13 protein-coding genes and 1 pseudogene are annotated in these 22,587 nt (G+C 69.1%); 9 read left to right on the top strand and 5 right to left on the bottom strand.

The genetic code is table 11. From position 1 onward, the window contains the following. Window positions 1-72 precede the first annotated feature (72 nt). Window positions 73-243: pseudogene (locus ACIPN7_RS14070) on the top strand (uracil-DNA glycosylase family protein); the annotation flags it as partial. A 183-nt stretch (window positions 244-426) separates the two neighbouring features. Here the strand turns inward: ACIPN7_RS14070 and ACIPN7_RS14065 are convergent. Further along, window positions 427-738 (bottom strand): hypothetical protein, encoded by a 312-nt coding sequence (locus ACIPN7_RS14065; protein WP_400542900.1) that lies wholly within the window; start codon window positions 736-738, stop codon window positions 427-429. Between the two features lie 213 nt (window positions 739-951). On the opposite strand from ACIPN7_RS14065, the gene ACIPN7_RS14060 reads away from it, so the two are divergent. The 3 genes from ACIPN7_RS14060 to ACIPN7_RS14050 all read left to right on the top strand — a co-directional run bounded on the left by ACIPN7_RS14060 (window position 952) and on the right by ACIPN7_RS14050 (window position 12,494). Continuing rightward, a complete protein-coding gene (locus ACIPN7_RS14060) occupies window positions 952-10,110 on the top strand; it encodes a DNRLRE domain-containing protein (protein ID WP_400542897.1) in 9,159 nt (3,052 codons plus the stop codon). Between the two features lie 56 nt (window positions 10,111-10,166). Next, window positions 10,167-10,547 (top strand): DUF5959 family protein, encoded by a 381-nt coding sequence (locus ACIPN7_RS14055; RefSeq protein ID WP_400542894.1) that lies wholly within the window; start codon window positions 10,167-10,169, stop codon window positions 10,545-10,547. Window positions 10,548-11,018: 471 nt separating this feature from the next. Continuing rightward, window positions 11,019-12,494 (top strand): M15 family metallopeptidase, encoded by a 1,476-nt coding sequence (locus ACIPN7_RS14050; RefSeq protein WP_400542891.1) that lies wholly within the window; start codon window positions 11,019-11,021, stop codon window positions 12,492-12,494. A gap of 105 nt (window positions 12,495-12,599) precedes the next feature. Here the strand turns inward: ACIPN7_RS14050 and ACIPN7_RS14045 are convergent, their stop codons facing one another. Further along, on the bottom strand, window positions 12,600-13,223 hold the full coding sequence (locus ACIPN7_RS14045; protein WP_400542888.1) for a hypothetical protein: 624 nt from the start codon (window positions 13,221-13,223) through the stop codon (window positions 12,600-12,602). Between the two features lie 79 nt (window positions 13,224-13,302). Continuing rightward, complete coding sequence (locus ACIPN7_RS14040; protein WP_400542885.1) at window positions 13,303-14,559, bottom strand: DUF4241 domain-containing protein; 1,257 nt, start codon at window positions 14,557-14,559, stop codon at window positions 13,303-13,305. Window positions 14,560-14,853: 294 nt separating this feature from the next. Here ACIPN7_RS14040 and ACIPN7_RS14035 point away from each other — a divergent pair, with 294 nt between their 5' ends. Further along, entirely contained in the window at window positions 14,854-15,204 is a 351-nt protein-coding gene (locus tag ACIPN7_RS14035; RefSeq protein WP_400542882.1) for a hypothetical protein, read from the top strand. A 7-nt stretch (window positions 15,205-15,211) separates the two neighbouring features. On the opposite strand, the gene ACIPN7_RS14030 is transcribed toward ACIPN7_RS14035, so the two are convergent. Further along, window positions 15,212-15,814: a VOC family protein gene (locus ACIPN7_RS14030; RefSeq protein WP_400542879.1), complete on the bottom strand. Its 603-nt coding sequence runs from the start codon at window positions 15,812-15,814 to the stop codon at window positions 15,212-15,214. A 10-nt stretch (window positions 15,815-15,824) separates the two neighbouring features. Beyond that, a complete protein-coding gene (locus ACIPN7_RS14025; protein ID WP_400542876.1) occupies window positions 15,825-16,556 on the bottom strand; it encodes a TMEM175 family protein in 732 nt (243 codons plus the stop codon). A gap of 161 nt (window positions 16,557-16,717) precedes the next feature. Here ACIPN7_RS14025 and ACIPN7_RS14020 point away from each other — a divergent pair, with 161 nt between their 5' ends. The 4 genes from ACIPN7_RS14020 (at window position 16,718) to ACIPN7_RS14005 (ending at window position 22,317) form a co-directional block, all read left to right on the top strand. Further along, window positions 16,718-18,010: an ABC transporter substrate-binding protein gene (locus ACIPN7_RS14020; RefSeq protein WP_400542873.1), complete on the top strand. Its 1,293-nt coding sequence runs from the start codon at window positions 16,718-16,720 to the stop codon at window positions 18,008-18,010. Further along, window positions 18,007-18,930 carry a carbohydrate ABC transporter permease gene (locus ACIPN7_RS14015; RefSeq protein WP_400542870.1) on the top strand — a complete coding sequence of 308 codons (924 nt, stop codon included), beginning with the start codon at window positions 18,007-18,009 and terminating at the stop codon, window positions 18,928-18,930. Before ACIPN7_RS14020 ends, ACIPN7_RS14015 begins: the two co-directional genes overlap by 4 nt. A gap of 65 nt (window positions 18,931-18,995) precedes the next feature. Beyond that, the gene (locus tag ACIPN7_RS14010; RefSeq protein ID WP_400543264.1) at window positions 18,996-19,826 is read left to right on the top strand and encodes a carbohydrate ABC transporter permease; all 831 of its coding nucleotides are present in this window, start codon (window positions 18,996-18,998) and stop codon (window positions 19,824-19,826) included. A gap of 25 nt (window positions 19,827-19,851) precedes the next feature. After that, window positions 19,852-22,317, top strand: coding sequence for a TIM-barrel domain-containing protein (locus tag ACIPN7_RS14005; protein ID WP_400542867.1), 2,466 nt, complete (start codon window positions 19,852-19,854; stop codon window positions 22,315-22,317). Window positions 22,318-22,587 lie beyond the last annotated feature (270 nt).

Here is a 22,587-nt window from a genome sequence, read left to right as displayed (position 1 = left end):
GGACAGACTGGGCCGGTGGCCGGCACCCTCGACCTGACCTTCTACTAACCGGGCAAGGGGGCGTCCGGCGACCTGCCGCCGCGGAAAGATTTCGCGGAGCGGTGGCATCCGCGGATCCTCGCCGAGCTGCCGAGCCGCAGTCTCACGGTCCTGGTGGGCAGCTACGCCCAGAAGTACTACCTGGGCGGCCGGGCCAAGAAGAGCCTGACCGAGACCGTGCGGGCCTACCGGGAGTACCTGCCGGAGACCGTGCCACTGGTGCACCCGTCGCCGCTCAACTTCCGCTGGCAGGCCAAGACCCCTGGTTCGAGGCCGACGTCGTCCCGGAGCTGCGGACGGCGGTGGCGGGGGCGCTCGCGGGGACGCGACCGGGGCGCTGACCGGAGTGCGGCGGGCGGGCGTGCGCGGCCGCGGCCGGGCGTGCCGTCACGCCGCGTCCTCGGATGCCGGCACCGGCCCGGGCGGATCCGTGTCGTCGATTCCGCGGAGCGCCTCGTTCAGGAGGCGGGCCGACTTCGCGAGCTCCAGGATCTGCATGCCCTTGGCCGTCGGCTGCCAGCTGCCGTCGGCGTAGGTCAGCACGTCGTCGTCGTACGCCTCCCGCGTGGCCATGAGGTGGTACTTGACCGTCGCGGAGTCGCGTTCGAGAACATTGGCTGCCGCTCCGTACGAGCCGCTCTCGTGGAGTGTGAGTACAGCTAGCAGGTTCTCGCTGGTGGCCCTTTTGGAGCTCCCCATCGTGGCGGTTCCTTCCCCCAACCCTCAGCTTCGCGGCATGGACCGACACCGTAAGCAGGTCGACGAGCGGACGTCAAAGTCCGACATATCCCGATATTCAGTTTCACCCGTAGGTTTTCTTCCTCTGTTCGTCCTGGGCGGGCGCTGGTTCGCTACCGGAGGTTTCTTGACCTCTGCCTGGAAGTGGTGGGGGCGCTGCTCAGGGGAGTTTTGATGGTGCGCAGGACGACCGGTCCGGTGGCGGTTCCGACGACGATGCCCGGCTCGGGCGCGCGGTGGTGGGTGCGCGCGTCGACCGTGGCGGTGACCACGGCGGCGCTGGTCGGCGTCTACCTGGTGCCGGCGGCGCCCGCCCTCGCGGCGCCCGACGACGGGCTCTCCGAGGCGGATCGCGCCGCTGCGGCGGCGGCCGCGGCCCCGCCGTCCGACACCTCGCCCGACCAGGACCGGGACAAGGGCGGGAACTGGTTCACGGACCTGTTCGGCGGCGGTGACGACGAGCCCGAGGGCGACCCGATCCCCGCGGACGCCCCGCTCGCGACGCAGCAGCACCCGGTGGACGCGCCTGTCGTGACGGCCGGCGAGCCGGGCGAGCGAGTCCGCGAGCTGAAGGGCAAGCGCACCGTCAACACCCGGACGTTCCTGCTGGATGACGGCCAGCGCCAGGTCGAGCTGTCGTCCGAGCCGCTGTTCTACGAGACTGCGCGCGATGGTCTGGCCGAGATCGACACGGCCGTCGCCGCGACCGGCAAGGCCGTGGCCGGCGCGGAGGCCAAGGGCCTGTCCGCGAAGGCGGGCAAGGCCGCCACCTCCGAGGGTTGGTCCCACGCGAGCGTGGCGAACACGGCCCGCGCGTACTTCGGCCAGCGGCCGGACCGGGTGGTGCGGGTGGAGGACGCCGCCGGCCGTGGTGTGACCGTCGGGCTGCCCGACGCCGAGGCGGGCGATCTGTCCTCGCCGCGGGTCGACGGTGACACGGTGACCCACTCCGAGGTGGCGGCGCTGGGTGGCGCGGACCTGTCGTACGAGGTGCTGCCCGGCCGCGTCAAGGAGTCGATCGTCCTGGCCGAGGCCCCGGACGGCGCCGACCCCGCCGAGTTCACGTTCACGCTGTCCGACCTGGGCGACCTGACGCCACAGGTCGAGGACGACGGCTCGATCGGCTTCTACAGCGAGCTGAACCCGGAGCCGGTGGCGTCGATCCCCGCGGGCGTGATGTGGGACTCGCGCGAGGCCGAGACCACGCAGGACGGCAAGCTGTCCGCGCCGGACGATCAGGGCGCGGCCGTCTCGACGGACGTGGCCTACGAGCTGGAGCGTGCGGGCAAGGGTGCCTGGACGCTGACCGTGACGCCGGACCAGGAGTGGCTCGGCGACGAGGCGCGGGTGTGGCCGGTGACGGTGGACCCGACGATCATCATCTCGCCGACGCAGAACTTCTCGAAGGACACGATGATCCTGTCGGAGGCGCCGACCACCAACTACTACACGTCGTCGCGGCTCTCGGTCGGTCGTACCGAGGGCGGGGTCGCGCGTTCGATGGTGCAGTTCCCGGAGCTGATCGGTGACGACGGCGTGGTGCCGGAGGGTTCCAACGTCACGCACGCCGACCTGCAGCTCTACTTCGACCAGGCGCACACCGACTGGGCGACGCGCGTGCCGCTGGAGGTGCGCGAGGTCACCGCACCGTGGACGTCGTCGACCGCCACGTGGAACAGCGCGAACGGCCTGATGGGCGCGGTCGCGGGTACGCGCCGCACCCTGAACAACGTCTCGCCGTACGCGTCGTCGACGGGCGCCTGGCCCGCCTCGGCGACGGGCGCGGACGGCTTTGGCGGCGACTACCAGTTCAACCGGGACACGGTCGCGGGCGACATCTTCACCTGGACCCCCGACCTCCCGGCCTCGGGCCTGTGGCAGGTGTGGCTGCACAACGTGACCGGGAGCAACCGGTCCACGCAGGTGCCGGTGCGGATCACGCACGCCACCAGCAACCCGGTGCACACGTACATGGTGAACCAGCAGGCGGCGACCGGATGGAGCCAGGTCGCCGCGCACACCTTCGACGCCGGCACCGGCGGCAAGGTGGAGATCCTGGACACGCCCGCTACGTCGACGACCGCGGTGATCGCGGACGGGGTGCGGTTCATCAAGGACGCCACCGAGGTCCGGACGGCCGGCGAGATCGGCAAGTGGCACACCTACGACGTGAGCGGCACGGTCGGCGAGTGGGCCAAGAACCCCGCGCTCGACAACGGGTTCATGATCAAGGCGACCGACGAGACCAGTGCTGGTCCGCTGGGCGGTCCGCGGTATGAGGCGGGCGAGGAGGATGCGTACAACGGCGAGACGCGCAACTTGCCGCGGCTGACGGTCACCTACGGCCAGCCCGGTGTGGTCATGGACATCCCGGACACGATCCACGCGACGGGTGCGGAGCTGTCCTGGTCGGCGTACAAGGACCCGTCGACGAGCACGAGCGACAACCTGGTCGAGTACCAGGTGCACCGCTCGGTCTCGCAGACTTTCCAGCCGTCGGCCACCACGCTGGTGTCGCCGGTGGCCCCGGGCACGACGTCGTTCACCGACACGACGGCGGTGCCAACCGCTGCCGACGCGACCGGGCTGGGCAAGGTGTACTACTACCAGGTCGCGGTCAAGCGCAAGGACGGGACGATCGTGCCGTCCTCGACGCAGATCGTGCGGTTGCCCAAGGCGGGACACACCACGAAGATCCTGGTGGCTTCGGGGGATACGTCGCTGTCCTCGGGGGAGCCGACCACGTCGCACGACACGGTGCAGGACATCAATACCCAGTACTGGGACCTGGTCGGTAACGCGTCTCCGAGGTACGGGGATACGCGGACGGTGATGGAGTGGGACGCCGCCGCGTGGGACATCCCCGCGGGCGCGGTGGTGACCGACTCGAAGCTGCACATGTGGCAGGAGACCACCGAGACAACCCGGTTGGACGGGAACGGGGACATGGTTTACCCGACGCAGGGCGTGTACAACCTGCACCGGGCGACGGTGGACTTCAACGAGACGACCGCGACGTGGAACGACCCGGACGGTTCGGGGACCGGGACGTGGAACCCGGGTGGCACCTACTCGAGCGTGGCCCAGTCGGCGGTATCCAGCGTGGGCGAGGGCCCGTCTCGGCTGTCCTGGGACGCGAAGGCGGTGACTCAGGCGTTCGTGGACAACCCGGCCTGGCACAAGTCGCTGCTGGTGAAGATGTCTGACGAGTCCGCGTCGCAGGACCGGTCGCTGTTCGCGTCGGGCGAGGCCGAGGACCACAACGGCCTGGAGCGTTCCGGCCCGCGTCTGGCGGTGACGTACCTGTCCACGGCTCCGGAGGACACGTTCTACGCGCCGGACACCCCGGAGCGGATGACGCCGGGCACGAGCTACCAGGTGCCGGTGACGGTCTCGAACACGACCCAGACCACCTGGGTCAAGGGCGCCCAGGCGCTGGTCGCGTCCTGGACGCTGCCGGACGGTTCGGTGGCGCCGGGCTCGACCTCGACGACGACGGCGCTGCCGCAGGACCTGTCCTCCGGCGAAGTCGCGGACATGACGGCGTCGGTGGTCGCGCCGCCGGTGAGCGACGGGAACCTGCGCTCGGACTACTCGCTGTCGTGGGCGATCGCGAACACCGCCTCGGCGGCGCAGGCGAAGACTGCCCGCCAGGACGCGCAGGCGGCGGGTGAGGACTCGGTCGAGGCCGCGGCGTCGGCGCAGGGCCTGGACACCACCGCGACCAGGGATGCTGCCGAGCAGACCGAGGCGGGCGTGCTGGCCGAGGCCGGCATCGCGGCGCTGCCCGCGGGCCAGCTCAAGCAGAACGTCGCGGTCGAGGACCCGACGTCCGACCAGCTCGGCCTGGAGAGCTTCTACACCTACGCCGGGAAGAACACCGGCGCCGGGGCCACGGTGATGAACAACGTGGCGGCGGGCAACGCCGTCTGGTCGTACGACGCGTTCAGCAACCCGGGCCGCGGGCTGTCGACGTTCGCGCGGTTCTCGTACAACTCGCAGGACACCTCCGACACCGTCTCCGGCTTCGGCTGGTCGGCACAGGTGTCCGGGCCGATCCGGCTCGGCGCCCCGCTCGAGTTCCACCCGAACAACTCGCCGCGTGAGGTCATGTTGCCCGACGGCGACGGCACGACCCACGTCTTCCGGCTGAACACCACCACCGGCGCGTGGGACGCGCCCGCGGGCGTCAACTACCGGCTGACGCAGAAGGCCGGTGTGGACTGCCGCGCGTCGAACAAGGACCCGGACCCGGACGCCTGGACGATGCTGCGCCCGGACGGCACGAAGTTCGTGTTCGGCTGCGACGGCTACCTGAACCAGGTGATCGACAAGAACGGCAACACGCAGCAGTTCACCTACGCCGAGCGGCAGTCGAACAACCAGCCGCGTAAGTTTCTGCAGTACGTCACCGACCCCACGGGCCGGCAGACCCTGACGGTGAACTACTGGAACAAGGGCCAGACCGGCTGGCAGTACGTGGACGAAGCCACCGGCAACCTGGTGAGCGGGTCGGGTGGGCTGAACAACTCGAAGATCTACGACCACGTGCGGTCGATCACCGACGTCTCCGGCCGGAAGATCGAGTTCTACTACACGGTCAAGGGCCTGATGGGCCGGATGATCGACGGTGCGGGCGCGACGGACGCGTCGGGGGCGTCGATCGCCAAGACGTTCAAGTTCACCTACGACGCCGACCAGGGCAACAAGAACGCGAAGCTGACGCGGATCACGGACCCGCGGGGCAACGACACGGAGCTGTCGTACTTCTACCCGTCCGAGGGCGACGACCCGAAGGACCACTGGTCGGTGCAGACCATCACCGACCGTAACGACGGGGTGACGACGTTCGACTACGCGCCGCACACCACGCAGGGGTGGTGGAACTCGACCGTCACGGACGCCGAGGACCACGTCACGAAGTACGTCTCGGACGACTTCGGCCGCCCGCGGTCGGTGACGAACGCGAAGGACGAGACCGTCGCCCTGACCTGGGACACGGACAACAACGTCCGGACGCTGACCGAGGCGAACGGCGCGGTGACCGCGTACTGCTACGACCCGAAGACCGGGTACCCGCTGTGGCAGCGGGACGCGGAGCAGAACGCGGCGCGGGGTGGTGCGCCTGCGGCGTCGGAGTGTGTGCCCGGTGAGACCGCGGAGCAGGCACCGGCGGGTGCGCAGGTCATGGAGTACCAGCCGTGGGAGGGCGGGTATGTCGCGCAGATCGCGAAGACGACCTCGCCGCAGGGGCGGAAGAACCAGTTCACGTATGACACCAAGGGCAACCTGCTGACCGTCACGGACGGTAAGGGCATCGCGACGACGACGGCGGGTGACTACACGACGTCGTACACGTATGACACGTTCGGGCAGCTGCTGACGGCCAAGGACGCGAACGAGAACGTGACCGAGTACCGCGAGTACACCGACGTGGGCTACCCCGTGGTGACCGAGGACGCGCTGGGCAACGTCTCGCGGACCACGTACTCGAACGACGGGCGCGGCCTGGTGACGCAGGTCGAGGACCCGCTGGACGGGCTGGTCACGCAGGCGTACGACGCGTTCGGACGGCCGCTCGCTTCGACGGTACGCAAGTCGGCGGACGAGACGATCACGACGCCCGCGCCGGTGTACGACGCGAACGACAACGTGACGACCGCCACGGCGCCGAACGGGGCGGTGTCCACGGCGACGTACGACAAGACCGACCAGGTCACGAAGTCGACGATGCCGAAGGACACGCCCACCGGTCCGGAGCGCGCGAGCGTGTACGCCTATGACACGGTCGGCAACCTCGCCACGGTCACCGAGCCCAAGGGCGTGGCCACCACCGGCGACGCCACGGACTTCGTCACGACCTACGGGTACGACGCGATCTACCAGCAGACGTCGGTGACCAACGCCGACGGCGACGTCATCAGGTACAGCTACGACGAGGTCGGCAACCTGGTCAAGACGGTCGACCCGAAAAAGGACGCCACGGCGGACCCGGACGATTTCACGTCCACGACTGAGTACGACCTGAACCACCGGCCGGTCTCGGCGACGGACGCGGCCGGTAACTCGAGCGCGACGGAGTACGACGCGGACGGCCTGACGGTCTCCTCGACGGACCCGGACGGCAACACCTCGTACGTCACCTATGACGAGCGTGGCGCCCAGGTGGAGACCAAGTCCCCGCACGAGACCGTCGGCGGCGTGGTGCAGTACCGGACCACGAAGGTGGAGTACGACGAGGTCGGCAACACCACGCGGGTGATCACGCCGCGAGGTGTGGCGACGGCCAACGCGGACGACTTCGCGTCGCGGACCGAGTACGACGCATTGAACCGGCCGGTGCGGTCTTTCCAGCCGTATGACCCGGCCGATGCCCGGTACAACGACGCGAACGTGTTCACGGAGACGACGTACGACGCGGCGGGGCGCGTGGTGAAGACGTCCATGCCGGCGTCGGAGGGTCAGACGGCGCGCAACGAGTCGACCACGGAGTACTTCGACAACGGGTGGATCAAGAAGTCCGATGACGCTTGGGACATCTCGACGACGTACGAGTACGACGACCTGGGTGCGCAGACGGCGCGCACGCTGACGTCGGCGGACGGTTCGGCGAACCGGACGATGACCTGGTCGTACTTCCCGGACGGGAAGCTGAAGACCAAGGCCGACGACGGTGTGCCGGTGGGGTCGCACTCGGTGGTGACGGACAACGACACGGCCGGGCTGGCCACGGCGACGGGTACGTGGGCGACCGGGTCGGTGGCGGGCGAGCAGGGGACCAACCACCGCACGCACGCGGCGGCGACGTCGAGCACGGACAAGTTCACGTGGACCCTGGACGCGCCGGCGGACGGGACGTACAAGGTGGCGGTGACGTACCCGCAGGTGACGGGCGCGGCCACGGACGCGAAGTTCGAACTGACGCACGGGAAGGACGGCGACGGTCACGGCGGTGTGGTGACCGAGCCGGCCTACACGGTGAACCAGACCACGGGCGCGGCCGGGTGGAAGGACGTCGGCCAGGTCGTGCTGCGCAAGGGCGACCCGGTGACGGTGAGCCTGAAGCCGTCGGCGACGGGCAAGGTGATCGCCGACGGGGTGCGGCTGGTGCGGGACAACGCCGCCGACAACGACACGGAGGCGCGGGCGTTCGCGTACTCGTACGACGTCAACGGGAACCTCACGGGGATCAACGACACCTCGTCGGGTGCGCGGGCGGATGACTACCAGGTCACCTACACCGGGCTGAACCAGGTGGCGAGCGTCAAGGAGGCGCTGGCGGGTCAGGACACGGCGACGACGTCGTACACGTACGACGTGCTGGGGCAGCCGCTGACGGTGGCGCACCCGGACCAGCGGTCGGAGTACACCTACGACCTCGCGCTCGACGCGCGCGGACCGCTGACGTCCCTGTCGGTGGATGATCTGAACGACACGGCTGCGGCGAAGGTGACTCGGTATACCTACGACGCTCTCGGTCGTCAGGCTACGGAGACCAAGGCCAACGGGAACGTCGTCACCAACGGCTACTTCCTGGACGGTGCGCTCAAGTCGCTGCGTGAGGAGAAGTCGGGCGGTGCGCTGGTCGCGTCGCACGCCTACACGTACGACAACAACGGCAACAAGGCCACCGACGTCGCCTCCAAGGCGAACGCCGATGTGGCGGGTGCGTTCCTGAACAGCACCACGACGTACTCGTATGACCCGGTGGACCGGCTCTCTCAGTCGGTGAAGACCGGCAACGGGGCGGGGACCGAGACGTACGTGCATGACGACAACGCGAACGTCATCAACCAGGACGTGGGCGGGACCGCGACGACGTACGCGTATGACCGTAACCGGCTGCTGACGGCAACGGCTGACGGTGCGACGGCGTCCTACCGGTACGACCCGTTCGGCCGGCAGACGTCGGTGGTCTCGGCGGGGTTGACGATCAGCCGGACGACGTACGACGGGTTCGACCACATCGCCGCGTCGGAGAAGCTGAACGAGTCCGGTGGGATGGACTCGACGACCTACGCATACGACCCGCTGGACCGGACCGCGTCCAAGACTGCCGACGGCGAGACGACCGACTACACCTACCTCGGGTTGACGTCGGAGGTGCTGGGCGAGGAGGTCGCTGGTGAGCTGACGAAGTCGTACCAGTACTCACCGTGGGGTCAGCGGCTGTCGCAGATCACGCACCAGGCCGACCCGGAGGCGGGTGTCGAGGCGGGGGAGAGCGCGTACTACGGGTACAACGCACACACCGATGTCGAGACGTTGACCGACGATGCCGGTGACGCGGTCGCGACCTACGGGTACACCGCTTATGGCAACGCCGACGAGTCCGAGTACTCGGGGATCGACAAGCCCGAGGCCGGCGCGCCCGAGGATGCGGAGCCGTATAACTCCTACCGGTACAACTCCAAGCGGTGGGACGCGGGCTCCGGGACGTACGACATGGGGTTCCGTGACTACGCGCCCGGTTTGAACAGGTTCACGACCCGGGACATGTACAACGGGGCCCTCTCGGATATGGGCCTGGGTTCCGATCCGTACACCAGCAACAGGTACGCGTTCGGAGCTGGCAACCCCGTCTCTATGGTCGAAGTAGACGGCCATGAGCCTCGGCCGATTCACGCTGATGCACAAGGAGGGCCATACGAGGGCTCCGCGCCGACACCCTGCTGGAGTTCAGCCTGCATTCCCCAGCCCGTGGAATCGTCGGTTGTCGAGGATTCGAACGGGGATTCAGGCTTGCCTCCGGGGATGGCATCGTGTGCTAGCAGGCCAAACCTTATGCTCTGTGGCCTGTCGACAGTCTTGAGCCAAACCGGAAGTACGCCGCAGTCGGTGGAGCGGGAGCTGGACAATGAGGCACTTGCAGCAGACTGCTTCGCAAATTCCTCTTCGGCAACTTCAATTAGCTACTACAATTGGGACGATCAGTTCCGCGCGACGGGCGCCTCGGCTTGTCTTAGCCCCGTTCACACGGCGAAAATCGACTGGCAGGACGCGGAGGACCCGGTTGGCTATGTGAGCAACATGGGCTGGGACCGCTCACACCTCATTGCTAGAGAATTTGGCGGAACGTCGGAGGCTGCGCTGAATATCGTCCCTCTCTCGTCATCTGCGAACAAGGGTAGGACTCCTAATGGAATGCGATACTATGAGAACCTGATCGAGGACATGGTCTGGCCGAAGTCGGGTTCTGGCACTACTGTCTATTACTCATCGGTGCCGGTATACTATCCAGGCGAAGTTTTGCCGCTGGGTGTCCGAATGTATGTTCGGTCCGAGAATGGTCTGATTGTTGACGACGCATTTATCAGCAGCGGGCTTAGTTGAGGTAGCGCTCATGAGGCCCTGCAGAGAGGTGGCTACCAATGGTTGGTTCGGCCGACGTGCCCGTCGACATCTTCCGGGTGCCGTTCGGCGCTGGGGGTGTGGCGGCTCGGTTTGCAGGTCATCCACGGAGAATGGTTGGCGAAATTTCCATCGACGTCGGTGGGCTCGTGGGTAGGATTCCGACCGAGATCACCCGGGACGATTTGGAAGAATGGCAAGGTGTTCTTGATAGCCTGGACGGAGGGTATGAAGCGCGCTGGCGGTCGGATGAAGACGCTCCCGCGGTTTCGTTTCATCGCGCAGATTGGGGTAAGTGGCGCGTGACGGTCAGGGCTTCTGAGTTCTCCTTAGCCTTCACAACCTCGCTTTCCGACGAGTGGTTCGAAACTTCATATCGGCAGATCGCAAAGGTCTTCGAGCTGTTCGAGACGAGTTGATCCCGGCTCGTCCTGGTTGGGCTTTGGGCGTAGTGTGTCAGTGGATCCTCAGATATTGTCTGCTGGGACATCTCGAACGACGGCTCCGATTCGTGGGCGACGATCGTGTGGGACCGGACCGCGTCTGAGTGGGCCCGCGCCTTTCGTCGGCGGCAATCCGGAATTAATTCGGCGCGGTCGTGCCTGCCGCCCGGCCGCGAGTGTAGTGGTCGCTCATCCGCTCCATGCCACAGATAGCGGGCACGGCGTCTGACGGCGTCGACTTCATCGAGATCTGCCATGATCTTGCAGAGGATCTGCTCGGTGAGCTCCGATCGCACAACCAACCGCTGGCTGTTCCGATGCTTGAGGGAGCTTCCGAGCGAGTGAAGCTCTTTGGTCCTGGCATATAGCCGAAGCTGGTGAGGTAGGAACAAGAATTCACCCCAAACGACCTGAGCGCCGGCCCCGGATCGGCGGTAGATTCCGTCGGTGCTGACCCAGACCCCCCTCTGGCCCGAGCCGCCGGCGCCTCCAACGTCGCCGCGGCCCCGGCGGGGCACGCGCGCCTCGGAGCGGAGGCGCAAGCGGTGGACGATCGGCATCGTCGCGGCCGTGACAAGCCTGGTCGTCGCTGCCGGAAGCGCCTACGCGTTGGACGTGTTCGAACCAGAGGCGGCCAAGCCGTCGTCCGTGGTGGCCGAAGTGCAGGCGGCGATCGCCGAGAGCGTGTCGCTCCAGAGCGCCCTCACCACTGACCTGGACGACGCCCGGGCCGTGCTGAAGAGCCCGGACGGCAAGGCCGCGGCCAAGTCCACACGTCGTGCGCTCAACACCGCGATCGAGGACGCCGAGCGGGCGGTGACATCCCTGAAGTCGGTGACCACACTGGCATCGGGTGCAGAGGTCGATGCCACCGCGGTGCTGAAGGCGAGCGACGCGCTCGACGACGACGTGCCCGCCGTGACGGCCGCGCTGCGTGAGGCAACCGGTGCGGTCGTCGCCTCGGGGCGGCAGGCCCGGTTGGCCCGCGCCGTATCTGGGCTGGAGACGGCCCGGGATGCTCTGAAGGCGGCGGTGGTGGACGGCGAGCAGGTTTACGCGGAGTCGGCTGCGGACGGCGTCGGGCGGGATGCGCTGCGTGCCGCGCTGGACGACACGGGCGATCTGACCACCCAGGCGGACAAGCTGATCGCACGGGCGGCGGAAGCCCAGACCACGGCGAATGCCCAGGCGGACGCATCTCCCGCTGCGACGGCCCAGGCCGGCAGCGCTCAAGCCGGCAGTGCCGAGGCCAGCGCGGCATCGGAGGCGAGCGCCGACGTGCTCGGCGACGCCGGCCGGCTGACCAAGGCCCTGGCCGAGGCGACGGCCGGTATCGAGGAGGCCGCCGCCGTGGTGTCGGCGGCGGCCGCAGACGACGCGGCAGAGGTCGAGGCCGACGCCACCGACGCGGGTGCGGACGACACCGGCGCCGACCCCGGCGACGACACGGGCACCACCGACGACACCGACACCGCTCCGGCCGGCACGTGCCCCGAGCCCGACCAGGTGTGGTCCGCCGAGAACGGGCACCTGTCGTCGTCCGAGCTGGCTCAGATCCCGTTCTCCTCGGGGCACTACGTGCGCTCCGACGTCGTCGGCGGCCTGGCCGAGCTGAACGCCGCCTACGCGGCGGAGTTCGGCGTGAACATGACCATCAATTCCTCTTACCGCACCTACGCGGACCAGGAGGCGCTGTACGACCCGTCGTCCAAGACCGCCGCGCCGCCGGGCTGCTCCAACCACGGCACGGGCCTGGCGATCGACATCGGCGGCGGTGTGGCCGCGTTCGGGTCGGCGCAGTACGACTGGCTGAAGGCAAACGCGGAGGCCTACGGCTGGGTGCACCCGCCGTTCGCCGAGCCGTCCGGGCGCAACCCGGAGCCGTGGCACTGGCAGTCGGTCAAGGCGCCGAACAGCTACTGACGCGCTCAGGGTCCCTTCGATGGTCACGGCGATGAGGTCTCTGTGGGCGCGGGTCCGGATCAGGCGGTCGTGGACGACAACGAGCCCACACCGGCCGCTGTCTCGTCAGCTCTCCGCCACGTCCCAGCGCCAGCTGACTTCGCCGTCGTCGAAGACGATGATCCGGTAGGCGGGCACACTGGCGCCGGTGTGGTCGTGCATCGTGAGCCCGGGAACGGAATCGATCCGTCGCTTGTCAGTTAGGTGTTCGCTCCATCGGCTGAACAGGTGCGTCGGATCCATCTGACCAGCTAGACCGGGGTAGTCCAGCTCCGTCGCGATCAGTCGCGCGACCACACCGTCGTTGTCCCGCAGAGTCCACACCACAGATTCAACCGTTCTGTGCGGCAGGTTGTCGAGCTCGTCGCAGATGATCGCGAGCGCCTCGTCGTCGGTCTCGGCGGTGTGCCAAGGACCCCACGGCCCCCACGGGTCATACAGCTCGTCCGGGGCCGGGACGAGAACCTGAGTGCGGCCCGTCGGTTCGCTTGCGGAATACTCGCGCCGGACCAGAACCACGTCGCGTGCTCCGCGGCCGTCATGGGACCAGAAACGGATGACGCCCATGCTGCATCCCGGTGAGAGGTCTTTCGTTCGCGGTTCAACGCAGAGCAGGTCGAGCAGAGAGGCCGCCCAGACGGCGCGCTCGTCGCTCCTCGTCCGGTTCCATGACTGCTCATAGCGGACCATGCGCGGACCCTAGCCGAACTGTCCTGGTCAAGACCGACGCCAAGGCTTAGGGGGTCTGCGCAGACGTGCCGGCAGCCGATCAGGGTCCTGCGGTCGACCCGTCCGGTCCGTCGAGGATGAGCATGTCGGCGACGAAGGCCGCAACTGCGCCGTCGCTGTCGCGGCCCACCCACACGGGGTACGACCCGTCGCCGTACCCTGCGTGCCACATCACCAGGTCGCCGTCGTCGACGGTTCGGTACCCGTCGTCCAGGGAGCCCAAGACCTCCTGGGCAGCGTCCGCGACGGCGGGGATTGCCTCGACATCGGTGAACGATGCGGTTCCTGTGTCGACGCCGAATCCGAAGAACTCCTCGTCGCGGAGATCGGCTTCGCTCTCGCCCTCGCGAAGTCCGAGCTCCCAGGACACCACGGGTTCGTCGGACACGACGACCCGCGCCCCGGCGACCGTGCCCCAGTCGTTCTCCAGGTACTGAGCGATGCTCAGCTCCACCGGGTAGGAGCCCGGCGCGACCCGCGCCGCGAGCGGTCCTTCGTCGGGCCGGAGATCCCGTGTCAGGTACCCGGGGTCGGTGGCCAGGAGCCGGCCCGACGGGAGGCTGACCTCGCCCGCGTCGACCACCTTGATCTCCACGGGGTCGCCCGACTCGCGGGCGCGCGCGCCCGGAGTGAACATCGCCTCAAGGTCGCCGGGGCGCAACGGGTGACCCGGTGCCCACCGGTCGCCGTCGTCGTTGACCGGGAGCGGAGGTGGTCCGGTTGTGCCGGACAGGTCGGCGCCCTCGATACCTGCGATCGCGAGAACCTCCTGCCAGGTGCCGAAGGCCGGACGATCGGTATGCGGGCGGTCGATCTCGGCCGACGTCTGGAGAAAGCCCCCGTCATCCAGCCCGCAGACTGCCTGGCCGTCCCGCCCGTAGCTCACCGTCCGCACTACATGCTCCTCGGAGGGCGCGACCGAGATCGGCTCACCGTCGGTGTGGTGCAGCAGGAAGAGCGACCCGTCGTCGTCGACCCGGAACTCGTCCATGGACGTCGGCTCACCGGCGTCGTCGAGCACGTCGATCTCCGCCCGGCGCTCCGCCCAGGCCACGCGGACCACGGCGCGCGCGTCCCCCTCCGCGTGCAGCACCGCCACGTACGGGAGCCCGGTCTCGTCGCGGTGGCTCGCCTGTTCGGGACTCAGCGGGCCGACCAGCCCGTCGTCCCAGCCCAGGGCGTACGTCGCGGACAGCCCGGCGGGTACCGGATCCCGCTCTGCCGCGCAGGGGTCGCCGGCGGGACTCTCAGGCAGCTCTATGAAGGCCGGTGGCAGAGGGTCTTCACCAGGAACCACGGTGCTGGCAGTACCGAACCTGGCTCGGACGGCGTCAATGCCTGCGGGAAGGAAGGCCGCCAGCAAGATCGCACCTGCGACGACAGAGGTCATCACAACGATTGTCGCCGTCCGCGGCCCGTTCCCGTCCATGAGCCGAAACTGTACATCTCGGGCATTCACCGGCGACCATGGCGGTCGCCTGCGCGCGCGAGAGCGTGGGTGCTGGGAACGCTGCTGGCGCCAGGCATGAAGTGAGGCACCTGCCCTGCCGTCGGTAGCCGCATGTTTCAGAGGATGATCGAGGAGGACGCAATGGGGTATGACCTGCACATCACGCGAAGCAGCGCTCCGGACGGCGGCGGCCCGCGGATCGGCGCCGACGAGTGGCGTGCTCTCGTCGAGACCGATGCGGAGCTCCGCCTCCATGACGGGATCACCGCCGCGCTTCCCGGTGGGCACGTGCTCACGATCCCCAGCCCGGACCTCGCGGCGTGGAGCGGGCACCCGCAGCACGCCGAGGTCCCGTTCCGCTTCCACGACGGTCGCGTGACAGTACGGAACCCCGATGAAGCGGTTCTGGCGAAGATGATCGATCTCGCCGGCGCGCTCGACGCCAGGGTCCAGGGTGACGACGGCGAGTTCTACCCGCCGACGCCGGCGTAGCCGTCGCTCACGCCCACCCGAACCCGTCCGGGTCCGTGACCTCACCGAGGTCGCCGCCCACCGTGAGCCGGTGCGAGCCCGTGCCCTCCGGCGGCACCCCGGCGTCCTTGGCCAGCGCGGCGCGCTTGTAGAGGCCGAAGCCGATGGGGCTGGAACCCATCTTGAAGTCGACGTAGGAGCCGAAGCTCTTGCCGACCGTCAGGCCGTGCCCCACGTAGAACTTCTTGCTGGCCGAGACGTCCTCGGCGCCGATCAGGAGCACGATCTCGTCGAACCGCCGCTCGGCCGGGCGCGTGTCCTTCTTGGCGGACGTCGCCATCTTCCAGATCGTGCCGTCCGGCGCCTGGACCACGCCGCCGTGACCCCACATGGACTTGGCCAGGGGCTTGAGCACCGTGGCGCCCGCGGCGACCGCGGAGTCGAACAGCGCGTGGACGTCGCCGGGCTGGTCGGAGACCAGCGAGATGTGGAAGCCGCGGAACCCGGTGCTGGGCGTCTCGCCGGCGCGCAGGTCGAGGCGGTCCTCGCCCAGGCCGAAGGCGGCGTCGTAGAAGGAACGGGCGGTGCTGGGGTCGGCCACCTCGAGGGTGACGGAGTCGATGTTTGCCATGCCCACCACGTTAGGGAGCGGACGGCGGGGGGCGCTTCTCGATTCCTGACGGGTGCTCGGCGGCGGCGCCGGCCGGGTCGTCGGCTGCGTCGTTGCCCACCCCGTCGGCCGGCCGCTCCCGCCCCACGACGCCGAGCCGCACCAGCACGGCACGGACCAGACCCGACAGCGCCATGAGGAACAGCCACGAGTACGACGGGACGAGCAGCGCCAGCAGCAGGGTCACCGTGAACAGCAGCGCGACGGCCAGCGGCGTCGCCGGGAGCGTCGCGGCCACGGGCAGCCCCGCCGCCGTCCGGTCACGGCGCTCGACGAGGGCGATCACGAACAGCAGCCACGCGCTCACGGCCAGGTTGCCGATGTACGACGCCACCAGCGGCCGGTCCGCGTCCAGGCCGCCCGTCAGCGCCGTGACCACGGGCATCACCGTGATGGTGAACAGCCACGCGAGCTGCAGCGTCAGGTGCGGCTGGGTCAGGGGAGTGTTGGGCGCCTGGATCCCGTGGTGCATGCGCCAGAACATCGCGATGATCACGAAGCTGAGCGCGAACGCCAGCAGCTGCCAGCTGTGCTCGGCGGCGTAGTCGCCCAGGGTCTGCTGCTCGTCGACCGCCTCCGACACGCTCTCCATCAGCGGCAGGATCAGCAGGGTCAGTGCGATGGCGATCGCGGCGTCGAGGAACGCGATGAGCCGCTCGCTGGTGCGCACGGGAGCTGGTGCGGTTTCCGTCCGAGCTTCCATCGGGACCTCCCTGGACCGGCCTGGACCTTCGTCGGTGATCCTGCCACGTCGAACCGGACCGGCGAGGACGCCGAACCGCCGGATGTTTGACGGATCATTTACAGCGCTGTAAATTCCGACGGTCGCAGCGAGCAACGGAGTTCGAGCATGGGAGATGCAGCGTGAGTCCAGGTTCAGGTCGTCCCTCATCGCTGAGCCGACGGTCCTTTCTCACCGGCTCGGCCGCACTGGTCGCGCTCGGCGTGGCGGGGTGCGCGTCGGCCTCGGCGGGGTCCGGTGGGGGCGCCACCCTGCGCTTCTACGAGCAGAAGCAAGAGGTCATCGCGTACTTCGACGAGCTGCTGCGGCGGTTCGAGAAGGAGCGGCCGGGCCTCACCGTGGTGCACGACAGCACCGTCGCCATCGCGCCGCAGTTCGTGCGCAACGAGCCCGCCGACGTCGGCTGCTTCAACGACAACCTGGAGCTGGCCCGCTACATCAAGCGCGGCGTGCTCGGGGACCTCTCCGACCTGCCGTCGGCGCGGACGGTCCGGACCGACATCGGCGAGCTCACCGACCAGTACGCCACCTACCCGGGCCGCACCAGCGTGCTGCCCTACTCGCTGGCGGCCGCCGGCGTCATCTACAACAAGAAGATCTTCGCGGAGCAGGAGCTGCCCGTCCCGGAGACGTGGTCGCAGTTCGTCGATGTCTGCGACGAGCTGACCCGCGCCGGGATCACGCCGATCTACGCGACCGACCGCGACACCTGGACGCTCTGGCAGGGCCTGTTCGACTACTCCGTGGGCAGCCTTGTGGCTCCGGGCGAGTTCTTCCGCCGGCTCAAGGAGCTGGGCACAGACGTCGGGCCGGACTCGGCGGTCTCCTTCGAGAAGGACTTCGCCGTGCCGATGGAGCGCGCGAAGACCATCTCGTCGTACTTCAACAAGGACCACGCGGTGCGGGCCTACGCCGACGGCAACCTCGCCTTCGGCAAGGGCGAGGCCGCCATGTACCTGCAGGGTCCGTGGGCGCTCAGCCAGATCGCGCTGGTCGACCCCGACCTGGAGATCGGCACCTTCGCGCTGCCCGTCTCCGAGAACCCCGACGACCGGCAGGCGCGGGTCAACATCGACCTGGGCCTGTGGATCCCGACGGCGTCGGCCCACCAGGACGAGGCGCGCGAGCTGGTCGAGTTCCTCATGCGGCCCGACATCATCAACGCCTACAACAGCGACAACCTCGCGTACTCGACGCTCAAGGACGCCCCGCCGCAGCAGGACGAGCGGCTGGCCGGGCTCCAGGACTACGTGGACCGCGCCGCCTTCTACCAGGGGGCCGGGACGTTCGTGCCGACGTCGATCCCGCTCGGCAACTACCTGCAGTCCGCGATCCGCAGCGGCAACTTCCAGGGCATGCTCCGCCAGCTCGACGCCGACTGGCGCCGGCTCGCCGGACGGGAGGCCACGGTATGACTGACACAACGATGTACCAGAGCACGACGACGGGGCGCCGCACCATCCGGCGAACGACCGGACGGCGGGTCGAGCCGCTGTACTACGTGTTCCTGGTCCCGACGCTGCTGATCTTCACGGCGTTCGTGATCGTCCCCGCGCTGATCGGCATCTTCTACAGCCTCACCGACTACGTGGGCTTCGGTGACTGGTCGTTCCTGGGCCTGCGCAACTACGCCGCGCTGTTCAGCGACCCGCGCATCCTCGAGTCGTACGGGTTCACGCTCGGGTTCGCGCTGGTCACCGTCGTCGTCGCGCAGACCGTCGCGCTGGCGCTGGCCGTGGCGCTCACCCGCCGCATCCGGTTCGCGACCACGCTGCGCACGGTCTTCGTCATCCCGATGGTCGTCTCCGGGATCGTCGTGGCGTACGTGTTCAACTTCCTGTTCTCCAACTCGCTGCCCGCCCTCGCGACGGCGGTGGGCTTCGGGCCGCTGGAGGAGAGCATCCTCGGCAACCCGGACCTGGCCTGGCTGTCCATCGTGATCGTGTCCGCGTGGCAGACGATCCCGGGCGCACTGCTGGTCTACACGGCCGGGCTGACATCCATCCCGAACGACCTCTACGAGGCGAGCGCCCTGGACGGCGCCACGCCCTGGCGGCAGTTCCGGTCCATCACCGTGCCGCTCATCGCGGGCTTCATCCTGATCAACACGATCCTCGGCGTGAAGGGCTACCTCGGCGTGTACGACGTCATCGTCGGCCTGACCGGCGGCGGGCCCGGGACGGCCACGAGCAGCGTCGCCATGACGATCTTCGGCGGGTTCACCGGCGGCGACTACGCCTACCAGATGGCCAACGCCACGGTGTTCCTGATCGTCACCGCGCTGATCTCCGTCGCCCAGATCGTCGCCACCCGTGGAAGGGCGGTCCAGCTGTGACCACCGTCGAAGCACCCCGCGCGGCCGGCCCGCGCCCGTCCGCCCGACTCGCTCGCCCGGCCCACGTGGGCCGCGTGCACCGCACCAACTGGCCGCTCACGATCCTGCTCGGCCTCGCGACGCTCACGGTCTTCGTGCCGCTGTACGTGACGCTGTCGATGGCGTTCAAGACCAGCGCCCAGTCGGCCGACGGCAACGCGTTCTCGCTGCCCGCGCCGTTCAACCCCGCGAGCTTCGCCGAGGCCTGGTCGCTCACGCGGTTCCCGGTCTCGTTCGGCATCTCGCTGGCCGTGGCGGCGATCGCCGTGCTGCTCACGCTGTTCCTCAGCTCGCTGGCGGCGTACGCCATCGCCCGGAACTGGTCGCACCGGTTCTTCCGGTGGTCGATGATCTACCTGCTCGCGGCGCTGTTCCTGCCGTTCCCCGTCGTCGCGCTGCCGCAGATCCAGCTCACGGCGCTCACCGGCCTGGACAACCCGCTGGGCGTGGGGATCCTGCACGCGATGTTCCAGCTCTCGTTCAGCGTGCTGCTCTACACCGCCTACCTGCGCTCCATCCCGATCGAGCTGGAGGAGAGCGCGCGCATCGACGGCGCGAGCACGTGGCAGATCTTCTGGCGGATCATCCTGCCGCTGCTCGGGCCCATGAATGCGACGGTCGGTATCTTCGCTTTCCTGGCGTCCTGGAACGACTTCATGATGCCGTCGCTCATCATGTCCGACCCCACGCTGCAGACCCTGCCCGTGGTGCAGAACATCTTCCAGAGCCAGTTCGGCACCAACTACAACGTCGCCTTCGCGTCGTACCTCATGGCGATGGCGCCGACGATCATCGTGTACCTGTTCGCGCAGCGCTGGGTGATCAGCGGCGTGACGCAGGGCGCCGTCAAGCACTGAGTTGAGACAAGCACTGAGGAGTTCCATGTCAGAGATCGTCGACAGCCTGTCCGTCGTCCGGCCCCTGCCGGAGGCGGCGCCCCGCGCGCGCAGCGAGCAGCAGGTGCACGGCGCCGGCTGGCGCATCACCGTGCTGAGCGACGGCGTCTTCCGGATCGAGCGCTCGGCGGACGGCGGGTTCGAGGACCGCGCCTCCACGTTCGCGATCCGGCGCGACCTGCCGCCCGCCGACTTCGCCGTCGAGCGGGTCGGCGAGGGCGTGGTGCTCACCACGGCGCGCGCCCGGCTGCGGTACGACGGCGGAGCGTTCTCGGCGAGCGGTCTCGTGGTCGAGATCCTGGGACGCGACTCGGGGCGCTGGCGGTACGGCGAGCCCACGTGGGACCTGGGCGGCACGGCCCGCACGCTGGACGACGTCGACGGCCGCGCCGACCTGGAGCCCGGCATCGTGTCGCGCGACGGCATCGGCGTGGTCGACGACTCGGCGTCGTTCCTGTTCGAGGACGACGGCTGGGTGGGCTCGCGCGTTCCCGGCCGGCAGGACCTGTACGTGTTCGCGTTCGGCCGCGAGTATGCCGACGCCGTCCGCGACCTCTACCGCGTCTCCGGGCACCCGATGCGGCTGCCGCGCTGGGCGCTCGGCAACTGGTGGAGCCGGTACCACCCGTACAGCGACGAGTCGTACCTGGCGCTCATGGACCGGTTCGCGGCCGAGCGGATCCCGTTCTCCGTCGCCGTGATCGACATGGACTGGCACCGCGTGGACTCCGTGCCGGAGCGGTTCGGCAGCAGCTGGACCGGCTACTCCTGGGAGCCCACGCTCTTCCCCGACCCCGCCGCGTTCCTCGGCGCGCTGCACGAGCGCGGGCTGCGCACCACGCTCAACCTGCACCCGGCCGACGGCGTCCGCGCCTTCGAGGACGCCTACCCCGCGATGGCCCGCGCCCTGGGCGTGGACCCGGACACCGAGCAGCCCATCCCGTTCGACCCGACCGATCCGGCGTTCCTCCAGGCGTACTTCCGGGAGCTGCACCACCCGCTGGAGGAGCAGGGCGTCGACTTCTGGTGGATCGACTGGCAGCAGGGACGCACCTCGGGGATGGCGGGCGTGGACCCGCTGTGGGTGCTGAACCACTTCCACCACCTCGACGCCGCCCGCGACGGCAAGCCGGGCATGACGTTCTCCCGGTACGCCGGACCCGGCAGCCACCGGTACGCGGTCGGCTTCTCCGGCGACGCCGTGGTCTCGTGGGAGTCGCTGGCCTTCCAGCCGGAGTTCACCGCCACCGCCGCCAACATCGGCTACGGCTGGTGGAGCCACGACATCGGCGGGCACACCCGCGGCGTGCGCGACGACGAGCTCGCGACCCGCTGGGTGCAGTTCGGCGTCTTCTCGCCGATCATGCGGCTGCACTCGGCGAACAACCCGTTCATCCGCAAGGAGCCGTGGGTCTTCCCGCCGGAGCACCGGGCCGCGATGGACGACGCGCTGCGGTTCCGGCACCGGATGGTGCCCTACCTGCACACCATGAACCACCGCGCCGCCGCCGGGGTGCCGTTGGTCCGGCCGATGTACCACCTGGAGCCGCGGCGCGGCGAGGCGTACCGCGCGCCCAACCAGTACGCCTTCGGCAGCGAGCTCGTGGTCGCGCCGATCACCTCGCCGCGCGACGCCGCGTCACTGCGGGGGAGCGTGCGGGTCTGGCTGCCCGAAGGGCTGTGGACCGACATCTTCACCGACGCCGTCTACCAGGGCGGACGCACCGTCGAGATGCACCGGACCCTGGGGTCGGTCCCGGCGCTGCTCCGCGAGGGCGGCATCCTGCCGCTCGACGCCGGCCCCGACCTCGACGCGACGCGTAACCCCGAGGCGCTGCAGGTGCTCGTGGCGCCGGGGGCGTCGGGGGAGTTCGTGCTGGCGGAGGACGCCGAGGACGGCGCCGCAGCGGATGACGCCGCGTCGGTGGACGGCGTGGCGTCGGTGGGCGGCCTTGCCTCGGTCAACGGTGTACCGACCGGCGGTGCCGGTCCCGCCGCGACGACCGTGCTGCGGTGGGACCGCGAGCGCGGCGAGCTCCGGATCGAGCCGGTGCGCGGTGATACGACGGCGGTGCCCGCGCACCGGGAGTGGACGGTGACGTTCCTGGCCGGGCTCCCGGAGGGGCCGGTGACGGTGAACGGAGCCGTGGTCGGGGTGGACGGCGTCGACGGCCGGTGGAGTGTCAAGGTCTCAGCGCCGCCGACGGCGGAGATCGTGGTCGAGGTGGCGGGCGGCCCGCTGCGCATCGGCTCCGACCGGACCGAGGCGGCGCGCGTGATCCTGGAGAGCGCGCAGTCGGGCAACCCGGAGAAGCTCGAGGCCTGGGACGTCGTCAGCGGCACGCACACGGTGGCCGAGAAGCTCGCGGAGCTGTCCGCCGTCGACCTGCCGGAGTCGGTCCGGTCGGCGCTCGTCGAGCAGCTCGCGGCGGTGGACCCGACACGCCCCTGAGGGCGGTCGTCGTGGGCGGGCGTCCCGACGCAGGATTCCCGGGCGGGCGTCTCGGGCGGGACCGTCTCGCGCCGGCCGACCGGTGCGGGCCGGTGAGTACGGGCTGACTGGTGTGTGCTGTGCGGTGTGGGCGATATGTCGGACCGGCTGGAGGCAATGTGAGGACAGGCGAGGGGTGTCGGCTGGGCTGAACTCCGTCCGGTTGCGCCCCGCGTGTTCTGGCTGAGCCGGACTGTCCAGCCACGGTGAACTCCGAGCGGCTGCGGTGCC

This window comes from Promicromonospora sp. NPDC090134 (assembly GCF_044746965.1).
Taxonomy (GTDB): Bacteria; Actinomycetota; Actinomycetes; order Actinomycetales; family Cellulomonadaceae; genus Promicromonospora.
This window is presented reverse-complemented; position numbering and strand designations above follow the sequence as displayed.

Coding starts and splice junctions, on each gene's coding strand:
- ACIPN7_RS14065 (WP_400542900.1), bottom strand. CDS start 738: ATGGGGAGCTCCAAAAGGGCCACCAGCGAGAACCTGCTAGCTGTACTC.
- ACIPN7_RS14060 (WP_400542897.1), top strand. CDS start 952: ATGGTGCGCAGGACGACCGGTCCGGTGGCGGTTCCGACGACGATGCCC.
- ACIPN7_RS14045 (WP_400542888.1), bottom strand. CDS start 13,223: ATGGTCCGCTATGAGCAGTCATGGAACCGGACGAGGAGCGACGAGCGC.
- ACIPN7_RS14035 (WP_400542882.1), top strand. CDS start 14,854: ATGGGGTATGACCTGCACATCACGCGAAGCAGCGCTCCGGACGGCGGC.
- ACIPN7_RS14030 (WP_400542879.1), bottom strand. CDS start 15,814: ATGGCAAACATCGACTCCGTCACCCTCGAGGTGGCCGACCCCAGCACC.
- ACIPN7_RS14025 (WP_400542876.1), bottom strand. CDS start 16,556: ATGGAAGCTCGGACGGAAACCGCACCAGCTCCCGTGCGCACCAGCGAG.
- ACIPN7_RS14015 (WP_400542870.1), top strand. CDS start 18,007: ATGACTGACACAACGATGTACCAGAGCACGACGACGGGGCGCCGCACC.
- ACIPN7_RS14005 (WP_400542867.1), top strand. CDS start 19,852: ATGTCAGAGATCGTCGACAGCCTGTCCGTCGTCCGGCCCCTGCCGGAG.